This window comes from Aequorivita sp. KMM 9714, assembly GCF_011065475.1.
Classification (GTDB): Bacteria; Bacteroidota; Bacteroidia; order Flavobacteriales; family Flavobacteriaceae; genus Aequorivita; species Aequorivita sinensis.
Genome location: NZ_JAAGRO010000001.1, coordinates 294,565 through 313,364, shown reverse-complemented (window position 1 = coordinate 313,364; position 18,800 = coordinate 294,565). Strand labels below are relative to the sequence as shown.

16 protein-coding genes are annotated in these 18,800 nt (G+C 34.4%); 12 read left to right on the top strand and 4 right to left on the bottom strand.

The features are described from left to right. Position 1 precedes the first annotated feature (1 nt). The 8 genes from sufC (at position 2) to G3A46_RS01365 (ending at position 6,279) form a co-directional block, all read left to right on the top strand. Complete coding sequence (sufC, locus tag G3A46_RS01400; RefSeq protein WP_165145268.1) at positions 2-751, top strand: Fe-S cluster assembly ATPase SufC; 750 nt, start codon at positions 2-4, stop codon at positions 749-751. Positions 752-829: 78 nt separating this feature from the next. Next, a complete protein-coding gene (sufD, locus tag G3A46_RS01395) occupies positions 830-2,143 on the top strand; it encodes a Fe-S cluster assembly protein SufD (RefSeq protein WP_165145265.1) in 1,314 nt (437 codons plus the stop codon). Between the two features lie 53 nt (positions 2,144-2,196). Beyond that, positions 2,197-3,411 carry a cysteine desulfurase gene (locus G3A46_RS01390; RefSeq protein WP_165145262.1) on the top strand — a complete coding sequence of 405 codons (1,215 nt, stop codon included), beginning with the start codon at positions 2,197-2,199 and terminating at the stop codon, positions 3,409-3,411. 87 nt (positions 3,412-3,498) lie between these two features. Continuing rightward, complete coding sequence (locus G3A46_RS01385) at positions 3,499-3,945, top strand: META domain-containing protein (protein ID WP_165145259.1); 447 nt, start codon at positions 3,499-3,501, stop codon at positions 3,943-3,945. Between the two features lie 2 nt (positions 3,946-3,947). After that, positions 3,948-4,373, top strand: coding sequence for a SufE family protein (locus G3A46_RS01380; RefSeq protein ID WP_165145256.1), 426 nt, complete (start codon positions 3,948-3,950; stop codon positions 4,371-4,373). Positions 4,374-4,377: 4 nt separating this feature from the next. Next, positions 4,378-4,701: an SUF system Fe-S cluster assembly protein gene (locus G3A46_RS01375; RefSeq protein WP_139854098.1), complete on the top strand. Its 324-nt coding sequence runs from the start codon at positions 4,378-4,380 to the stop codon at positions 4,699-4,701. Positions 4,702-4,738: 37 nt separating this feature from the next. Then, complete coding sequence (locus G3A46_RS01370; protein ID WP_165145253.1) at positions 4,739-5,242, top strand: DUF2480 family protein; 504 nt, start codon at positions 4,739-4,741, stop codon at positions 5,240-5,242. A 113-nt stretch (positions 5,243-5,355) separates the two neighbouring features. Further along, entirely contained in the window at positions 5,356-6,279 is a 924-nt protein-coding gene (locus tag G3A46_RS01365; RefSeq protein ID WP_165145250.1) for a DUF3078 domain-containing protein, read from the top strand. Between the two features lie 87 nt (positions 6,280-6,366). On the opposite strand, the gene hflX is transcribed toward G3A46_RS01365, so the two are convergent. Beyond that, positions 6,367-7,581 carry a GTPase HflX gene (gene hflX, locus G3A46_RS01360; RefSeq protein ID WP_165145247.1) on the bottom strand — a complete coding sequence of 405 codons (1,215 nt, stop codon included), beginning with the start codon at positions 7,579-7,581 and terminating at the stop codon, positions 6,367-6,369. Positions 7,582-7,968: 387 nt separating this feature from the next. On the opposite strand from hflX, the gene G3A46_RS01355 reads away from it, so the two are divergent. The 3 genes from G3A46_RS01355 to G3A46_RS01345 are packed head-to-tail and all read left to right on the top strand — an operon-like array spanning position 7,969 to position 12,787. After that, a complete protein-coding gene (locus G3A46_RS01355) occupies positions 7,969-9,915 on the top strand; it encodes a gliding motility-associated C-terminal domain-containing protein (RefSeq protein ID WP_165145244.1) in 1,947 nt (648 codons plus the stop codon). A gap of 39 nt (positions 9,916-9,954) precedes the next feature. Further along, positions 9,955-10,872 carry a type IX secretion system membrane protein PorP/SprF gene (locus tag G3A46_RS01350; RefSeq protein WP_165145241.1) on the top strand — a complete coding sequence of 306 codons (918 nt, stop codon included), beginning with the start codon at positions 9,955-9,957 and terminating at the stop codon, positions 10,870-10,872. Positions 10,873-10,894: 22 nt separating this feature from the next. Further along, on the top strand, positions 10,895-12,787 hold the full coding sequence (locus tag G3A46_RS01345) for an OmpA family protein (RefSeq protein WP_165145238.1): 1,893 nt from the start codon (positions 10,895-10,897) through the stop codon (positions 12,785-12,787). A gap of 71 nt (positions 12,788-12,858) precedes the next feature. Here the strand turns inward: G3A46_RS01345 and G3A46_RS01340 are convergent, their stop codons facing one another. From G3A46_RS01340 to G3A46_RS01330, 3 genes are all read right to left on the bottom strand, one after another. Next, positions 12,859-13,347: a GNAT family N-acetyltransferase gene (locus tag G3A46_RS01340; protein ID WP_165145219.1), complete on the bottom strand. Its 489-nt coding sequence runs from the start codon at positions 13,345-13,347 to the stop codon at positions 12,859-12,861. Positions 13,348-13,426: 79 nt separating this feature from the next. Next, entirely contained in the window at positions 13,427-14,812 is a 1,386-nt protein-coding gene (locus G3A46_RS01335; protein ID WP_165145216.1) for a DUF5689 domain-containing protein, read from the bottom strand. 25 nt (positions 14,813-14,837) lie between these two features. Further along, the gene (locus G3A46_RS01330; RefSeq protein ID WP_165145213.1) at positions 14,838-17,597 is read right to left on the bottom strand and encodes a TonB-dependent receptor; all 2,760 of its coding nucleotides are present in this window, start codon (positions 17,595-17,597) and stop codon (positions 14,838-14,840) included. A 122-nt stretch (positions 17,598-17,719) separates the two neighbouring features. Here G3A46_RS01330 and G3A46_RS01325 point away from each other — a divergent pair, with 122 nt between their 5' ends. Then, positions 17,720-18,778 carry an endonuclease/exonuclease/phosphatase family protein gene (locus tag G3A46_RS01325; RefSeq protein WP_165145210.1) on the top strand — a complete coding sequence of 353 codons (1,059 nt, stop codon included), beginning with the start codon at positions 17,720-17,722 and terminating at the stop codon, positions 18,776-18,778. Positions 18,779-18,800: the final 22 nt, after the last annotated feature.

The following is an 18,800-nucleotide window of genomic DNA, read 5'->3' as shown; positions in this document are numbered from 1 at the left end:
TATGCTAAAAATTAAAGATTTATACGCCGGATTAGAAGGTAAAGATATACTTAAGGGTATTAACTTAGAGGTAAAGGCAGGCGAAGTTCACGCCATTATGGGACCAAACGGTTCAGGTAAAAGTACTTTGGCATCTGTAGTTGCAGGAAAAGAAGAGTTTGAAGTGACTAAAGGAGAGATTATTTATGAAAATGAAGATATTTCCGAGTTAGATCCAGAGGAAAGAGCGCATAAAGGTATCTTTCTTTCTTTTCAATATCCAGTAGAAATTCCAGGAGTTTCAGTTACAAACTTTATTAAAACGGCTATCAACGAAACGCGTAAAGCAAAGAAGATGGATGATATGCCTGCTTCTGAAATGCTTAAAATGATTAAAGAAAAAGCTGCCATGTTAGAGATTGATAGAAAATTCCTTTCTAGATCTTTAAACGAAGGTTTTTCTGGAGGTGAGAAAAAACGTAACGAAATTTTTCAAATGGCGATGCTTGAGCCAAAACTTGCAATCTTAGATGAAACAGATTCAGGATTGGATATTGATGCTCTTAAAGTTGTAGCTAATGGTGTAAACAAGTTGAAGAGTGAAGACAATGCAATAGTTGTTATTACTCACTATCAGCGCTTATTAGACCATATAGTTCCAGATTTCGTTCACGTATTAATGAATGGGAAAATCGTAAAATCTGGTACTAAAGAGCTTGCTTATGAGCTTGAAGAAAGAGGATACGATTGGATTAAGGAAGAATTAGTATAACAATTCAAGAATCAAAATTCAAGGTTCAAGATTAACTTGAATTCTGGATTCTGGATTCTGAATTCTGAATTGAAAGAAATGAGTTTTAAAGACAAATTATTATCATCATATATTGCTCTCGAAGATTACTTGGAGTTTGATTCGCCATTACACGATGTGCGTAACAATGCTATAAAAATCTTTGAAGAGAAAGGATTTCCAACAAAAAAAGATGAGGAGTGGAAGTATACTTCACTAAATTCTTTATTAAAAACAGACTATAGTGTCTATTCAAATAAAGAACGCAATGTTGAACTTCAAGATGTACGCAAGTATTTCCTTAATGAAATAGACACCTATAAACTTGTTTTTATAGATGGAGTTTATAGTTCATTCCTTTCGGAAACTACACACGACACCTTAGACGTTTGTTTAATGTCGGCTGCTCTTAACAAGAAAAAATACAAGCCTGTTATTGAAGCTTACTTCAATAAAGCTGCGAAAAGTGATAGTTTAACTGCGCTTAATACAGCTTTTACTAAAGAAGGTGCATACATCCATATTCCTGCGCATAAAGAAGTAGAAAAGCCTATTGAGATTCTAAACTTCTCAACTGGCAACGAAGCGGCAATGTTTCTTCAACCAAGAAATTTAATTGTTGTAGGTGAAAATGCTCACGTACAAATTATAGAACGCCATCAAAGTCTTTCTAATAATGAAGTTCTTACAAATTCAGTAACTGAAATTTTTGCTGAAAAACGAGCTTATGTAGATTATTATAAAATTCAAAATGATGTTGAATCGGCATCGTTAATAGACAATACGTATATTTCACAACAACGTGATACGGTTTGTCGTGTTCATACTTTTTCATTTGGTGGGAAATTAGTTCGCAATAATTTGAACTACTTCCAAAATGGAGAGAACAGTGATTCTACATTAAAAGGAATAACCATCCTTAAAGGAAAACAACACGTAGATCACAATACATTAGTTCATCATATTTCACCAAATTGTGAAAGTCACCAAGACTACAAAGGACTATTTGCTGATTCATCTGTAGGTGTATTCAATGGGAAGATTATCGTTGAAAAAGATGCTCAAAAGATTGATGCATACCAGCAAAACGACAATATTTTAATTGACGATAATGCTACGATTAACGCTAAGCCTCAATTAGAGATTTTTGCAGACGATGTAAAATGTTCTCACGGATGTACTATTGGTCAGTTTGATGAAGAGGCATTATTCTACTTACGAAGCCGCGGAATTGGAATGAAAGAAGCACGTGGTTTAATGATGTATGCTTTCGCAAACACTGTTTTAGAAAGTGTAAAAATTCCAGAATTGAAAGTGCGAATCAACAAGCTTATTGCAAATAAGATTGGAGTAAGTTTAGGCTTTGAACTTTAAGAAATAGTGTTCGTAAGCTAACAAAGATTCAAGAATTAATTAAAAGAATATAAATGTCCTTCGATATCCATAATATACGTAAAGATTTCCCCATTCTTTCTCGAAAAGTTAATGGGTATCCATTAGTGTATTTGGACAATGCAGCTACGTCTCAAAAGCCACAACAGGTGATTGATGCTATTGTAGATTATTACGGTAACTACAATGCAAATATTCATCGAGGTGTGCATTCGCTTTCACAAGAAGCAACTGATGCTTATGAGGCGGCTCGACATAAAATTCAGAATCACTTTAATGCTAAAGAAGCATTTGAAATCATTTTTACTGCGGGAACAACTCACGGAATTAACTTGGTTGCAAATGGCTTTGCAGCAATCTTAAATAAAGGCGACGAAATAATTGTTTCTGCTTTAGAGCATCACAGTAATATTGTTCCTTGGCAAATGCTATGTGAAAAAACAGGTGCTGTTCTGCGGGTAATTCCAATGAATGAAGAAGGAACGTTGCTTATGGATGAATACGCTAAGCTGCTTTCAGATAAAACAAAACTTGTTTTTGTAAATCATATTTCAAACGCATTGGGAACCATAAACCCAATAGAAGAAATTATCGAGAAAGCACATGAGGTAGGAGCTGCTGTTTTGATTGATGGAGCTCAGTCTTGTTCGCATATAAAGCCAAATCTTCAAGAATTAAATGTAGATTTCTATGTTACCTCTGCTCACAAAATGTGCGGCCCAACAGGGGTTGGAATGTTATATATGAAAGAAGAGTGGGGAAACAAACTTCCTCCATATCAAGGCGGTGGTGAAATGATTGCTGAAGTATCATTCGAAAAAACCACCTATGCTGGACTTCCGCATAAATTTGAAGCCGGTACACCGAATATTTGTGGAGGTATAGCTTTTGGTGTAGCAATAGATTACCTTAATGCAATTGGTTTTGAGGCAATAGAGGCTCATGAAAATGAGCTTTTAACATACGCGACCAAAAAACTCCTTGAAATCGAAGGTTTAAGAATTTATGGAACAGGACAAAAAACCTCTGTAATTTCTTTTAATATTGAAGGCTTACATCCGTATGATATAGGGACAATTGTGGATAAACTAGGTATAGCTGTAAGAACAGGGCATCACTGTGCTCAACCAATTATGGATTTCTATAAAATCCCTGGAACTGTTCGAGCTTCCTTTGCGTTTTACAACACCCTAGAAGAAGTTGATGCATTAGTGGAAGCTGTTAAAAAAGCAAAAATGATGCTTTCATAAATACCTTATAAAAAGTTAATGTACAATTCTAGTAAATTTTGAGTTTGTAACTTTATAAAAGTTTAAATCAATTAAAACAATTATACTATGAAATCACTTGCTACATTATCAATATTGATTTTCGCACTTATTTTTACAAGTTGCGACGAGACTAAAAAAGTTATAGATGTTGCTGGAAGCGTTCAGCTAACAGGCAACTATACTGTTTCAGCTATTAATGGAGAAAAACCTACTGTTAAAGAAGTTCCTTCATTTTCTATGTCAGCATTAGATAACACTTTCAGAGGTGCTACTGGCTGTAACTCGGTGTTTGGAACCTACAATCTAGATTTATATGCAATTAGCTTTAAAGACTTAGCAGTAAGCGAAAGGGAATGTACTGGTAAAGATATCATGAAGGTTGAGCGCGACTTTTTAGACGCATTAAATAAAACGGGATCATATTCCTTACAAGACGGGGTGCTAACCTTTTATTCAAAAACTGATAGAAGTGTAGTGCTTTCAGCTAAAAAAGAAATTAGAAATCAAGAATAAATATGACAATTGAAGCAATACAAGAAGAGTTGATAGATGAGTTCTCAATGTTTGACGACTGGATGCAACGCTATGAGTATATGATAGATTTAGGAAAATCTCTTCCGCTTATTGATGATAAATTAAAAACAGACGACAAGCTCATTAAGGGTTGCCAAAGTAAAGTGTGGTTAAACTCTGAAATGAAAAACGACAAAATAATATTCACTGCCGATAGTGACGCTATTATTACGAAAGGAATAATTGCAGTATTAGTCCGCGTGTTTTCAAACCAAGAACCACAAGCAATTCTTGATGCGGATACTGATTTTATAGACGAAATTGGATTGAAAGAACACCTTTCTCCAACCCGTGCTAATGGATTAGTATCAATGATTAAACAAATGAAAATGTATGCATTAGCATATCAAACACAAGCAAATAGTTAAACAAATGGAAGAAAAAATAGATATGGCTGAACTCGGCGAAAAAGTAATCGCCGTTATTAAAACCATTTATGACCCAGAGATTCCGGTTGATATATATGAATTAGGACTTATTTACGACGTATTTATTAATGAAGATTACGAAGTAAAAATATTAATGACTCTAACAACTCCTAACTGTCCTGTAGCAGAAAGCTTACCTATGGAAGTAGAAGATAAGGTAAAGTCATTAAAGTACGTTAAAGATGCTGAGGTTGAGATGACTTTCGATCCGCCTTGGAGTCAAGAGCTTATGAGTGAAGAAGCTAAGTTAGAACTCGGAATGCTTTAATAAAAAAGTTTTATAATATATTTTAATAACTTTCTCTGTGGAAGAAATTGTAAATCGCGTAGCGAATAGTAAGCTTATGGTCTTTGATCTTGAGGATTTTTATCCAAAAGGTGAAAGACTTGCTTTTGATATTTCCATTTGGCTTGCAGAAGGCATTGTACTTCGTGAAAAAGAATTTAGAGAGAAAGCCAACGAGCACGATTGGAGTCAGTATCAAAATAAATATGTAGCCCTTTATTGCAGTACAGATGCAATTATACCTGGATGGGCGTATCTATTGATTTCACTTCATTTATCCCCTTTTGCAAAAAATGTTACTGTAGGAAGTCTAGAGGAATTAGAAAGTGTTCTATTTACCGAAATTCTTAAGGATTTAGATGTTTCTGAATATCAGGACAAACCTGTAATTATAAAAGGATGTGTAAGTAAACCAATACCTCCAAATGCCTATGTGCAAGTAGCACAAAAGCTTCAGCCTGTAGCTAAAAGTATTATGTATGGCGAAGCCTGTTCTTCGGTGCCGCTATTCAAGAAAAAGTAACGTTTTTAACAAATAATTGGCAAATCCGTAATTTTAACGCTCTTTTTTGTTAATTTTTTACACGATATGCAAATTAGTAATTATTTTTGCCTTAAATTAAAACTTTAAGATTCATGAAAAAAATTTTACTACTTGCAGCAATCCTATGTGCGCCACTTGCACTAGTTGCTCAAAATGAAACCAAAGAGGATACTATCCCAAATGGTTGGTCAAGATCAGGAAACATTTCTTTATTGTTTAACCAAGCTGCATTCAACCACGAGTGGACTGGTGGGGGAAGTTCAAATATTGCAGGTAATCTTGGGTTGAATTACGATTTCAACTATAAGCACGATAAGCTTAGTTGGAACAACCGTATTATTGCAGAATATGGTATGACTAAAAATAAGGACGACAAGTATGCGCGTAAAACTAATGATCGTCTTGAGTTAAACTCAATCTTGGGTAGACAAATAAAAGAAAGTAACTGGTATTACTCATTCTTCTTAAACTTTAAAACTCAATTTGGTTCTGGTTATGAGTATAATACCGACTTAAACCCAGGTGATGAAGGATACCGTACTGAAGTTTCTAAATTTATGTCTCCAGGTTACTTACAATTTGGTCCTGGTATGATGTGGAAAAAGAACAATAATCTTTATGTTAATATAGCGCCTGCAACTGCACGTTTAATTTTTGTAAATAAAGATTTTACAAATGTTGGTAACAACCCAGTAGCTATCGCAGCATTTAATGAAAACCCATATTTTGGTGTTGAAGCTAACGAAACAACCCGTTTTGAATTTGGCGCTTCAGTTTCTGCTTATGCAAAACTTGATTTGATGGAAAACGTGTCAATGGAAAACTTATTGGCTCTTTACTCAAATTACTTAGAAGATCCACAAAATGTTGATATAGATTATACTATGAATTTATTGTTTAAGGTAAATAAGTATATATCAGCTAACGCTACTTTCCAGGCTATTTATGATGACAACGCTGCTCAAGGGTTCCAAATTCGTGAAGCAATTGGAGTAGGGTTTACTTACGGATTCTAAATAAAAATTTAATTATAAGTTCTTTACAAGAAGGACTTTAAATTAAAAAGACCTGTCAGAAATTTAATTTTTTTGACAGGTCTTTTTTTATTCTTCTTCCTCTGTATATTCGTCGTATAGGAAAGTGTTGTAAGGAAAACGAGTGGTGTGAATTTCTCTCACTTTGTCGTATACTAACTTTCGGAATTCATCAAAGTTTTCTTTGTTTAATGCTGAAATAAAAATGGCATCTCCATTAAGTTTCGCCATCCATGTATGTCTCCATTCTTCCAAAGTATAATGTGCTTTGGTCTTTTCAGTAATTAAATCGTCCTCATCAATTTCTTCTGGCTCATAAGCATCAATCTTATTAAAAACCATAACAGTAGGCTTATCAGCGCTTCCAATTTCTTCCAGAATTTTTTCAACTGAATCAATATGGTGTTCAAAAGAAGGGTGGCTTATATCTACAACATGCAGCAATAAATCAGCCTCACGCACTTCATCTAAGGTGCTTTTAAAAGACTCTACTAGTTGTGTAGGTAGCTTTCTAATAAAACCAACAGTGTCGGTTAAAAGAAATGGTAGGTTGCCAATAACAACCTTTCTTACAGTTGTATCTAGTGTTGCAAAGAGTTTGTTTTCTGCAAAAACATCGCTTTTACTAATTACGTTCATCAAGGTGGATTTCCCTACGTTTGTATATCCAACCAAAGCTACACGCACAAGTGAACCTCGATTCCCGCGTTGCACTTCCATCTGACGATCGATCTTCTTTAATTTGTCTTTAAGTAAAGATATACGGTCTCGAACTATACGTCTATCCGTTTCAATTTCTGTTTCTCCAGGACCACGCATTCCAATTCCCCCACGTTGACGTTCCAAGTGAGTCCACATCCCCGCTAGTCGAGGTAATAGATATTCGTATTGTGCAAGCTCTACTTGTGTTCGTGCATAGCTTGTTTGTGCTCTTTGCGCGAAAATATCAAGGATAAGATTTGTTCTATCTATAATTTTACATTGAAGTATTTTTTCAATGTTTTTTTGCTGTGCAGGGGTAAGTTCGTCGTCAAAAATAGCTACGCCAACTTCATTTTCATTTACGAAGTTTTTAACTTCCTCTAACTTTCCGGTACCTATAAATGTCTTTGGATTAGGAACATCCATTTTTTGAGTAAAGCGTTTTAAAACTTCACCGCCGGCGGTATAAGCTAAAAATTCTAGCTCATCTAAGTATTCTTCAGACTTTACTTCGTCTTGAAATTTAGTTATTAATCCTATTAATATTGTTTTCTCGTATGAGATATCAGTTTGTTCAATCATATTTTTTTAGTAGATACTGTCATTTGTTGGTATATATTAAAACAAATGTACGAAACACTTAGCAAGAGATTTTTATACTTTAGATGCAATTAACACAAAACACTCATGTTTTCTGTAATATTTTACAAAAGAGAGAATTAATTGCTGATTATTAGATATGTAACAATAAAACAATAATTGATGTGATTATTATTCATTTTACATTGAATGAGTGAAAGATTGTAAATAAACTAACATATCTAATTAATTATCAATGAAGTTTGCTTATTGGGCTTGGGAATATAACTCTTTTTTAACAAGAATATAATCTCGGAAATTCTTATATTTCGCGTCTGAAAAATTAAGTAAAATCAAATTATTAATTAATCATCACCAACACTAAATTTTATGGAGATAAAATTACCTAACAGTTTTTGGGATTGTCAACATTATTTTAAAGTCAATCTTAAAACTATCGTACCAATAGTATCTTTCTTTTTATTGATGCTATCATCTACATCTGTTTTTGCCCAAGGGGGAGGAACTTGTGCCGATATTCAGCCTTTCTGTGCAGGAAATGACGCACTTATTTTTGCAAACTGTAATGACCAAGATCCTAACTGTAATGCTACTGCAGAAGCAGGGCCAGATTACGGATGTTTGTTTTCACAGCCTTACCCAGCATGGTTTTATTTACAAATTGACCAGCCTGGAAATTTAGATTTTGAAATTATTCAAAATACAGCATTTAATGCCAATGGTGACCCTATTGGACAGGGATTAGATGTGGATTTTATTGCCTGGGGACCTTTCCAGCCAGGAGATGATCTTTGTGATTATACTCAGCTACAATCTTTCAATGAAATTGCTTGTAGTTATTCGGCTCAACCAATTGAAAACTTTACTATCCCAAATGCACAAACTGGAGAAATTTACGTTCTAGTAATTACTAATTACAATCGTAACCCAGGTTACATTAAATTAGGCCAAATAGGAGGAGACGGAAGTACAAACTGCGACATCGTTTTTGATTGTTCAGTTACAATTAATGAAGGAGATCAAAATTTATGTGGTGAAGACGAAGTTCTTTTAACTACTACAGTTTCTGGTCCGGTAGAAACTTATGAGTGGTACTTAAACGATGTTCTAATCGTAGGTGAAACTTCAAGTGAATACCTTGCTACTGAAACAGGTGAATACAAGGTAATTGCAAACGGAACTGAGTGTAACTCTCCTGTTGAAGATATCGTAAATGTATCATTCGGCCCTATAGCTACAGCTGAAGCAATTGATATAACTGCATGTGACGATTCATCTAACGATGGTGTTGAAGCCTTTGATCTTGACGGAAACTCTTCAAGAGTTCTAGGTAACCAAGACCCTAATGAGTTTACTGTAACTTATTACCTAACTCAAGCTAATGCTGATGCCGGTGAAGCACCTTTAACATCTCCTTATACGAACGTTACTAACCCTCAAACTATATATGCTAGAGTTGAGAGTAATGTTTCTGCGGTTTGTTATGCAACTTCTGAAGTAGAACTTAAAGTTGTAGAAACTGTTGAAATAACTACAGATTTACCAACTTCAGCAGAAATATGTGATGTTGAAGAGTTTCCAGTTTTTGACGCTACACCTACTAATACTGACATCGATCTTTCATTAGTTACTTATGAATGGGTAGATCAAGACAATAACGTTCTTTCTACAGAAGCTATTTTTTCACCTTCTGCAGCTGGGACTTACACGGTAAATATCGGTTATCCTTGTGGAGACACATCATTTACAATTGTGATGAATGTAATTGCATCACCTACTGTAGATTTAGGTGCAGATTTCCAAATTTGTGCTAACCAAACCACAATTCTTACAGCAAACACAGATGTTGAAGGTGTAACTTTTCAATGGTATTTAAATTCAACGCTACTTGAAGGTGAAACTAATAACACTCTTGAAGTTGTAATTGAACAAGGAACAATAGGTACTCAAACTTATACTGTATTAGTATCTAACGATCAGTGTACAGCAGAAGACTCTGTTGATTTAACATTGTACCCAATTACAAATTGTATTATTTCCGAAGGTATTTCACCAAATGGAGATGGGTATAACGACATCCTTGATTTGAATTTCTTAAATGATAGAACTGGAATTAGAAAGATTCAAATCTTTAACAGATTTGGTACTTTAGTTTATGTGCAAGATAATTATACAAACCAATGGGAAGGTCAGACTACTGATGGAGATGAACTTCCAACTGGAACATACTTCTATGTAATTGATCTTGCTGGAAATGACGCTGTTTATGGAGAACAAGCTACAGGCTGGATTTATCTAAACAAAAAAGCGAACTAAAATTCTACTAAATACTTTTTAACTACCAAATAGATAAAAATGAAAAAACATATATATATCTTAACAGTACTTATGACGGTATTGCTGCTGCAAGAATCACAAGCACAGCAAGATCCTCAATACACTCAGTACATGTACAATATGAACGTGGTTAACCCCGCATATGCAGGTTCTAAAGAAAGCTTATCGCTTACAGCCTTGTATAGAAATCAATGGCATGGATTAGAAGGAAACCCTGTTTCTTTTACATTTTCTGGACACAGTCCAATAGGGAGTAATATAGGTCTAGGTCTTTCTGCAATTAGAGATGAAATTGGGCCAGTAAAGGAAACTAATGTTTACGCAGACTTTTCTTATACGCTACATTTAGGAAATACAGTAAATTTAGCACTTGGTCTTAAAGCTGGTGCAACTTTCCACGATGTAGGTCTTTCAAGTTTAGAACTTCAGCACCCAGACGATCCAATGTTTTCGGAAAACATAAACAATACATATCCTAATTTTGGTGCGGGAGCATTCTTATACGGAGAAAATTTTTATGTTGGTCTTTCAGTACCTAACTTAATGAAGTCTGTTCATTTAGATGAAAATGGAATCAAATACGGATCAGAAACAAATCACTTTTTTGCAACTGCAGGTTATGTATTCCAAGTTTCAGAAGCTTTCAAACTTAAGCCTTCTGTAATGGTAAAATCTGCATTTGATGCTCCTGTTTCATGGGATGCCAACTTGAACTTTTTGTTCTTTGACATGATTGAAATTGGTGGATCTTACAGAGTAGATGATTCTTTTAGTGCATTATTTGGAGTAAATATCACTCCAGATATCCGTTTTGGATATGCATACGATCACGTAACTTCTGATCTTAAAATTGTAGGACCAGCTTCTCACGAGCTTATACTATCATTCGATCTTAATTTAAAACCGAAAGTTTTACGTTCACCTAGATTCTTCTAATAACTAACTAATTTCATTTAATATGAAAAATATATATATAATATTTTTATTAATGGCTGTAAGTACCTCGACGCTTACCGCCCAGAATTTTAAAACTAAGACAGCCGACGAATTTTACGAAAGGCTACAGTATAACGACGCCATAGATGCGTATCACAGACTTGTAAAAAGAGGTGATGAAAGCACTTATGTATTAGAACGTTTAGCAAATAGTTATTACAATATTAATGACACTAAAAATGCTGAAATTTTCTACAAAAGAGTTGTAAAAAGACTTGATGCAGATCCAGAGTCTGTTTATAATTACGCACAAGTACTTAAATCTAACGGGAAGTTTTCAGAATACAATAAGTATATGAAGGAATATGCAAAGCTGAGACCTCAAGATTCTCGTGCAATTGCATTTATGCAAGACCCAAATTACCTTCCTCGTATTGCAGATGAAAAAAATCAAAAATTTGAAGCTGTAAATTTAGAAGAGATAAATACAAGGTATTCAGAATTTGGTGGTCATGTTGTAGATAATGAACTTTATTTTTCATCAAGTAGAAATATACTTCGCAAGAATTATGACTTAAACGATGAACCATTCTTAGATTTATATAAAGCAACTATTGAAAATGATGTTGTAAAAAACGCAAAACTTTTAAACGATGAAATAAATACTAGATTTCATGAAAGTTCTGTAGCTATTACTCCTGATGGTACACGTATGTATTTTGATAGAAATGATTATTTCAATGGGAAATACAAAAAAAGTGAACAAGGGATTAATGAATTAAACATCTTTTATGCTGAAAAAGTAAATGGCGAATGGGGAAATATTCAGTCTGCGCCATTTAACAGTAAAGAATTTTCTTCTAGTCACCCAGCAATTAGCCCAGATGGTAAAACGCTTTACTTTTCAAGCGACCGACCAGGTGGAATGGGGAATGCTGATTTGTATAAAGTAGCTATCAATGAAGATGGAACTTTTGGTGAACCAGAAAACTTAGGCGAAGGAATTAATACTGAAGGTAGAGAGGTTTTCCCTTTCGTTGATGCGAATGGTACTCTTTATTTTTCAAGTGATGCTCATTTAGGTATTGGAGGATTAGATGTGTTTTCTGCTCCAGCTAAAGGAAATGGATTTGGAGAAGTTAAAAATCTAGGCTTAGGTATTAACAGTAGTAGTGATGATTTTGCTTTTTCCTTTAACCCTGAAACGGAAGAAGGATATGTGTCTTCTAACCGTGCAGGTGGAAAAGGAAGCGACGATATTTACAAAATAAAGAAAATTGAATCTTGCGATTTACCTATAAACGTTTTAGTGGTAGATGCTTCTACAAATGAACCTATCTCTGATGCTAGAATCGATCTTTACGACAACCGTGAAAATAAATTGAAGAGTCAAAACACAGATGCTGATGGAAACAGTGAAGTATTAGTTGTTTGTGATCAAGATCACGTTGTTCAAGTGTTTAAAGAAGGATATGAAAGCAATGCTGAAACTGTAGCTGGATTTAATGAAGGTGAAGAGAATATTACAATTGCACTTCGTCCTATCGATGATATAGTTGAAGGAAACATTGTGAAACTTAATACTATTTACTTCGATTTCGATAGACACAATATAAAACCTCAAGCTGCTTTCGAACTTGATAAACTTGTTGAGTTGATGAAGAAAAACGAAAACATGGTTATTAAAGTTGAAGGACATACAGATAGCCGTGGAAGTGCTGCATACAACTTAAAACTTTCTGATAGAAGAGCTAAGAGTACTGTACAATATGTAATTTCGAAAGGAATTTCTAAAGACAGAATTAGTGGTGAAGGCTTTGGTGAAAGTAGACCAGCTGTAGATTGTGGTGGTAATTGTACAAATGATGAACATCAACAAAACAGACGTTCTGAATTCATTATCCAAAAAAGATAATTTTTAGAAAGCTTACATAAATAACCAACCAATTTAAAAGCCCTTACAATTAAATATTGTAAGGGCTTTTTTTATATTTTCAATTTATAGTAAGCGGCAGGTAAACCAAGATAATCGCCATCGTAGTCCCATTCGAACCCTTGATTCTTCAAGATTTTCTGAGATGCTACATTTTCAGGATTTATAATTGCGACTAATTTGTGAATATCTTCAATCTGCTTCCCCAAGTTTACCATGCTGAGCGCAATTTCAGAACCATAACCTTTGCCCCAAAATTCAGGCATTAGCAAATATCCTATTTCTGCTTCATTTTTCTTTGTCATCTCGAGCTTTGCATGCCCTACAAAACTTCCATTATTTTTAAGGGTTACTTTAAACCTTCCGATAACTAAATTTTTCACATTATCATTTAGCATATTCTCAAACCTTTCTCGAGCTTCATTTTCTTCATCTGGACGACCAGTAACCATTTTCATTACATCGATATTACTCACCAATTGAAAGTAATCTTCAAAATCACTGGAGGTGTAATGATTAAAGATCAATCTTTCGGAAATCATAGTAAGATGCGTTTAAATGAACAGTATAAAGTTATAGATTTAAAATTTAGCATTTCTGGATTCGATTACTACTTTAGATTTATTCAATTACAGAAATATTATCTATTTGATAGGTGGTTGTTATGCCATTTGACGCACCTAAATACTGAAAACCAATATATACTATTTCTCCTGCATATGTCGAAAGATCAATATCTCCAGAAGGCGTGAATTCCGCGCCGTAGCCATTGGAATTTCCAGCGGATATGTCTGCATCCAAGTCTGTCCATTCTGCAGTTAAAACGTCTCCATCGAAGTCTGTGGCTATCTTTATGGTTAATGCTTCTCCATTAAAGAAGCCGTCATTGGTGTCGAAAGTAAGAATAGGGGACGAATCGCTTGGTAATCGTAATCCAGGAGTTACCAACCAAACTTCGAATGGGCTTTCTCCGGAATTATATGCTGAGGTTTGTGTATAATTATTGGAATTGAACTCCATTACTTCAAACACTCTCGTTCCACCACTTACATTTATATTTGTCCAACCTTCAATGTCTAAAGGAATTCCAGCACCTGAATTGTGACTTTCAAAATCTTGAAAAAAAGGCAGATCAAATATTTCACCATTTCCACTTAAATTACACCTTTCGTTATTCATATTCACATCATCAATATCGCGGATAAACAGTTGTACGTCATTATTAAATCGACTTAAAACAGCAATTATTTCTCCGTTTCCTTCGGGGAGTAACAAACCTTTGAAATCAGAATATCCGCTAGTTCTTAGCACTATAGTTTCTTCATCACAATTTTCTAACTGTCTGTTTACACTATAGGTGTTTCCTGGATTTCCGTAATGAGCAATTCCCGCAAGGCCTTCAGGAAATTGGACATTTTCAAATTTCACTAAGGTGTTAAGAAATACTTCGTTTGTATCATTGTCATTTGCCTGTGAAATGGTAATTGTCTGCGGTTGGATTTCAATTTTCTCAGTAGAACGCAAAATTCTTTCTTCAAAATCTTCGATATTTATTCGTCCAACTTCATCTCCATCAAGAATCCCAATGGTGGGTAGTCCAGCATATTCACCGATATACAAACCATCAACTCGAAAATACACCTTTCGTCCAGGTTCATATTTTGTATATAGATTTGTTGCTTCAGTAGAAATTGCCACTCCTGCACTTGGGTTTTCAGGTGAATCTTGAATAACTAATGACTTATAGAAATTACCAGTTTCATCACTTGAAATGACATAAGCTGCTAAGTATAATTCTCGTGTAGAACCTTCACCAGCTTCGATAACTTTTGGTTCGTATCCTCGATAAATTCTTTTAATAGTTTCAATAGTGGTATTTACATCAACATTCGGCTCTTCTACATTTATTTCGGGAACATTATAATCATCGTCATGCACACAGGAGGCTCCCATTATCCCTAGAAGGAATAAAAGGCTTATTAGTTTTATATTTTTTAAATTTTTCATAATTAAAAAAAATTACGGTTCTTAATCAAAATCGGATGTAAGCATTTATATAGTAAGTGGTTCCGTATCCATGCCAGTATTTTGAACCAAATACCGGTGTGTCATTGGCCGTGTCTTCAGATAGTGTTCTAAAATTTGAATTTCTACCTTGCTCAAAGCCACCTGTTTTATACTGCTTATTTAAAATATTAGAAACTACAGCAAAAAATCCGATGTACTTTCCTTTAACTCTCCAGGATTTTCCGCCTACTATGTTCACCAACATATAAGGGTCAAACTTTTCCTGTTTAAGTAATTGTCGTGCTTTTTCTGGGTCATAATCGTTAAAGGGCATTCCGTCATTATCTAAATAGAAATTTTCGGTGCGAGTAAGAGGAGATATATTGATATATGCTTGATTGAAATAATTAGCAGTAGCTCCAAACCACCAAAATCTTGGATCGCGATATTCAAAACCTATTTGATAAGCTTGTTGAGGTCCTCCTGCAACTTTATAATTTTTGAGAAATGATTTTCCAAAAAAGCGCGGTTCATCTAAGTCATCTGAAGTGATGTAAAGATCCGGATTACTGTTGTAGATGTTTTCTCCATATGCCGCGGCTGCTTTTAATTTAATAGTAGGTGTAACTTGAGTTTCAATACCTAATTCAGCTCCTATATTTTTCTTATCTACACCTGTAAGCACTTCTTGCACAAAAGCTGTAGTAGCAGATCTCCCAGGAACGGAAATCCCGTCGGCATAATAAAATGAAATCTCTGAGCCATCTTGCATTAAAGTGTAATATCCCGACAAACGCGCTTTTATAAATGGAAATCGCAATATGTAATTGCCATCGACATTTATATTTTTTTCTTCTGTTAACCCAATTACAGTACTGTTGTTTTGGCGTGAATTTGAAAATGAATTACGTATTGTAGGGGCACTTGTGAAATAAGCCGTGTTTAGTTCGAGAGCGTGCCTTGCAGTTATTTTATAGGTAATTCCAGCCTTAGCGCCAAAAGTTGTAAAATTTAATTTTTTGCTTTTTCCAAAAGATTCATTTGTATCAGGATAGGAACCGTTTCGATATAGACCGTTTCGTTGATAATTGGTTTTCCCAGCTTTAGCTGCGAGATAAAAATTTACTGATGAATAGGAAAATTGTGCTTGAACGAACCCACTGTAATCAGTAGCGTCAATTTCATAATTGTATTTGAATTTATCACCAACACCAATTAGTCGATTTGGATTATTTAAATCGTTTTGCGCTGCATCACCTGAATTAAATGTATCCACATCTAAATATTCATTACCGCCCAAAAGATCTATCATACTAGCGAAATTGCTCGATTTTAAATTTCTATAATTAAATGAAGCATTTAATTCAATGTAATCGGATAGACGAGAGTTTAGTATCGTATTTGCTGAGAGCTGTTTATCATCGTTTCTGTCTTCGTATAAATAATATCGGGATGTTCCTCCGTAAAGAATATTTGTTTCATACATATTAAGCCAATTAACCTGTCCATTATTTACAAAACTTGAATAGGCTCGATAAGCTCCCTCATAATCAGGATAGTTAGGGTCTGATAAAAAGTAGCTTGGAAGATTTTTATAGTAACTTGGATCTGGGTTAGGAACATTGTCATACCCTAAGCGGCTATTTCCTGTTTTTCCAAATTGATACCCTATATTGGTGTTCAGTTCTGTTTTTGGTGAAATATTCCAGAAATGATTCAGCATTATAATAGGCTCTTCCACTTCTCTAATTCTAGAATTTCGTATTTCACCATCTTGTTTTCCCCAATATGAATTATACTGAGTTCCTTTTAAATCGTAAACCTCTTGGGTGTTTGGAGAAGATTTGCCACGCCTGTTGGGTGTGTAAAAAGCAGTTAAATTCAAGCTGTGATGTTTACTCAACTTCCTTTCTACAGAGGCGAAAAATGAATTTGCATCGTACAAAGTTCCATTTATATAACCTTCATCGCCATAGCGTCTTGCTATTAGCACAGAATATGCCCAGCTATTTTTTAATAAACCACTGTTATACGAAGCAATAATACGCCCGCGGTAACTACGGTTACTAGATGCGTAGGAGATACGTCCTCCTTTACTGTATTGAGACGCTCGCATTATAATGTTTGTTGTGCCAGCAAGGTGTCCAAAGGTATATTCGTTTGCAGATATCCCCATTGAAAACATCTGATTGCGCTGTACATCATTTAATCCGCCCCAATTGCTCCATTGCGGTCTACCATTGTAGATTTTATTCATTTCTAAACCATTAATCAATAGCTTTCCGTGTTCAGAACTATAGCCTCTTGGACGGAAAAATGTAGTACTAAAATCATAAGAAGCCGCATTTAGAAATACATCTTTTGATGCTTGAAGTAATCCTGAAATATTATCTGATGTACCTTCGTCTTCGTCTAATTGGTCGTCAGACAGGCTAATAACTCCAATTTCAGATTCAAGTGCATCTAGATCTACTTCTAAAAGAATAGATTTTAGGTGAATAGGTCTATCAATCTGGATTATTATTGGAATTTGTATGCTTTTATAGCCTGGTTTGGAAATTTTTATAACTTGTTCGCCAATTGGGAGATCTTTTTGTAGAAAATAGAACTCTCCATCTGAATTTGTGACTGTTCTAAAATCACTGTTTTGAATGTTAATTACAGCTTCAGAAATAGGTTCGCTGGAATAAGTATCGACAACTGTTCCCGATATGGAATTGTCTTGCGTATAGGCTGGAAACCCCGCAAATAAAATTGCACAAAATGTTAAAAAAATGTATTTCATTTTGCTTAAAGTTATTTGTCATGGTTATTCCTTTTGGTTTGAACAATCAAATATAAATTAATTTTATAACTATCACAAATTCAGTAACTTAGGTAAAATTTAATATATATTAGTAGTTTATTATGAAGTCTTTACTTTATACGTTGGTCTTTATTCTTTTTATTAATTCTGCTTCGTTTTCTCAGGATAATAAAGAGTTTAAAATTCTAACTATAGCATTTTACAATGTTGAAAACCTTTTTGATTATGAAGATGACCCTTTGACTTTTGATGATGATTTTACACCTAATGGCAAGAACAATTGGACCAAGGAAATATACGAAGCTAAAATTGCCAATATTGCTAGGGTCATTTCTGAAATAGGTGCTGATCAATCGGGAACATCGCCAGCATTGATAGGATTATGCGAAATAGAGAATAGACGTGTTTTAGAAGATCTTGTGAACCATAAGCACTTGTTAAAAGACGATTATGGAATTGTTCATTTTGATAGTCCAGACCGAAGAGGGATTGATGTTGCCCTTCTTTACAAGAAAAAATTGTTTACCCCAATTAACTATGTAGCTAAGGAATTATTAATTTATGACGATGTAGATACTAGTAAACGTGTGCATACCCGTGATCAATTATTAGTAAGTGGAATGTTAGATGGTGAAAAAATTAGTGTTATTGTTAACCATTGGCCTTCGCGTAGAGGTGGTGAAGAGAGAAGCCGTCCAAAAAGAATTAGTGCAGCCCAACTTAATAAGAAAATAATAGATTCGTTATTTAGTGAAGACCCCTATTCAAAAATTATAAATATGGGTGATTTCAATGATGATCCTATAAGCCCTAGTATTAAGAGGACACTTAAAACGAAGGGTAAAAGTAAAGATTTAAAATTGAAAGAATTTTTCAACCCAATGGAGACGCTATACAAAAAAGGTCAGGGAACCCTTGCTTACCGCGATAATTGGAATTTGTTTGATCAGATAATTATATCTACCGAATTAAATATAAAAGACTTTTCATCGTATAGGTTTTATAAAGCTGGTATCTTCAACAAAAATTATTTAATTAATCAACGAGGACGTTATAAAGGGTATCCTTTTCGAAGTTTTTCTGGTGGATTTACAGGAGGATATAGCGACCATTTTCCAGTTTATATTTATTTGATCAAAGAAAAAAATAAAAACGATTAGCGCTATTTGTAAAATAAAAAAA

Coding starts and splice junctions, on each gene's coding strand:
- sufC (WP_165145268.1), top strand. CDS start 2: ATGCTAAAAATTAAAGATTTATACGCCGGATTAGAAGGTAAAGATATA.
- sufD (WP_165145265.1), top strand. CDS start 830: ATGAGTTTTAAAGACAAATTATTATCATCATATATTGCTCTCGAAGAT.
- G3A46_RS01390 (WP_165145262.1), top strand. CDS start 2,197: ATGTCCTTCGATATCCATAATATACGTAAAGATTTCCCCATTCTTTCT.
- G3A46_RS01385 (WP_165145259.1), top strand. CDS start 3,499: ATGAAATCACTTGCTACATTATCAATATTGATTTTCGCACTTATTTTT.
- G3A46_RS01380 (WP_165145256.1), top strand. CDS start 3,948: ATGACAATTGAAGCAATACAAGAAGAGTTGATAGATGAGTTCTCAATG.
- G3A46_RS01375 (WP_139854098.1), top strand. CDS start 4,378: ATGGAAGAAAAAATAGATATGGCTGAACTCGGCGAAAAAGTAATCGCC.
- G3A46_RS01365 (WP_165145250.1), top strand. CDS start 5,356: ATGAAAAAAATTTTACTACTTGCAGCAATCCTATGTGCGCCACTTGCA.
- hflX (WP_165145247.1), bottom strand. CDS start 7,581: ATGATTGAACAAACTGATATCTCATACGAGAAAACAATATTAATAGGA.
- G3A46_RS01355 (WP_165145244.1), top strand. CDS start 7,969: ATGGAGATAAAATTACCTAACAGTTTTTGGGATTGTCAACATTATTTT.
- G3A46_RS01350 (WP_165145241.1), top strand. CDS start 9,955: ATGAAAAAACATATATATATCTTAACAGTACTTATGACGGTATTGCTG.
- G3A46_RS01345 (WP_165145238.1), top strand. CDS start 10,895: ATGAAAAATATATATATAATATTTTTATTAATGGCTGTAAGTACCTCG.
- G3A46_RS01340 (WP_165145219.1), bottom strand. CDS start 13,347: ATGATTTCCGAAAGATTGATCTTTAATCATTACACCTCCAGTGATTTT.
- G3A46_RS01335 (WP_165145216.1), bottom strand. CDS start 14,812: ATGAAAAATTTAAAAAATATAAAACTAATAAGCCTTTTATTCCTTCTA.
- G3A46_RS01330 (WP_165145213.1), bottom strand. CDS start 17,597: ATGAAATACATTTTTTTAACATTTTGTGCAATTTTATTTGCGGGGTTT.
- G3A46_RS01325 (WP_165145210.1), top strand. CDS start 17,720: ATGAAGTCTTTACTTTATACGTTGGTCTTTATTCTTTTTATTAATTCT.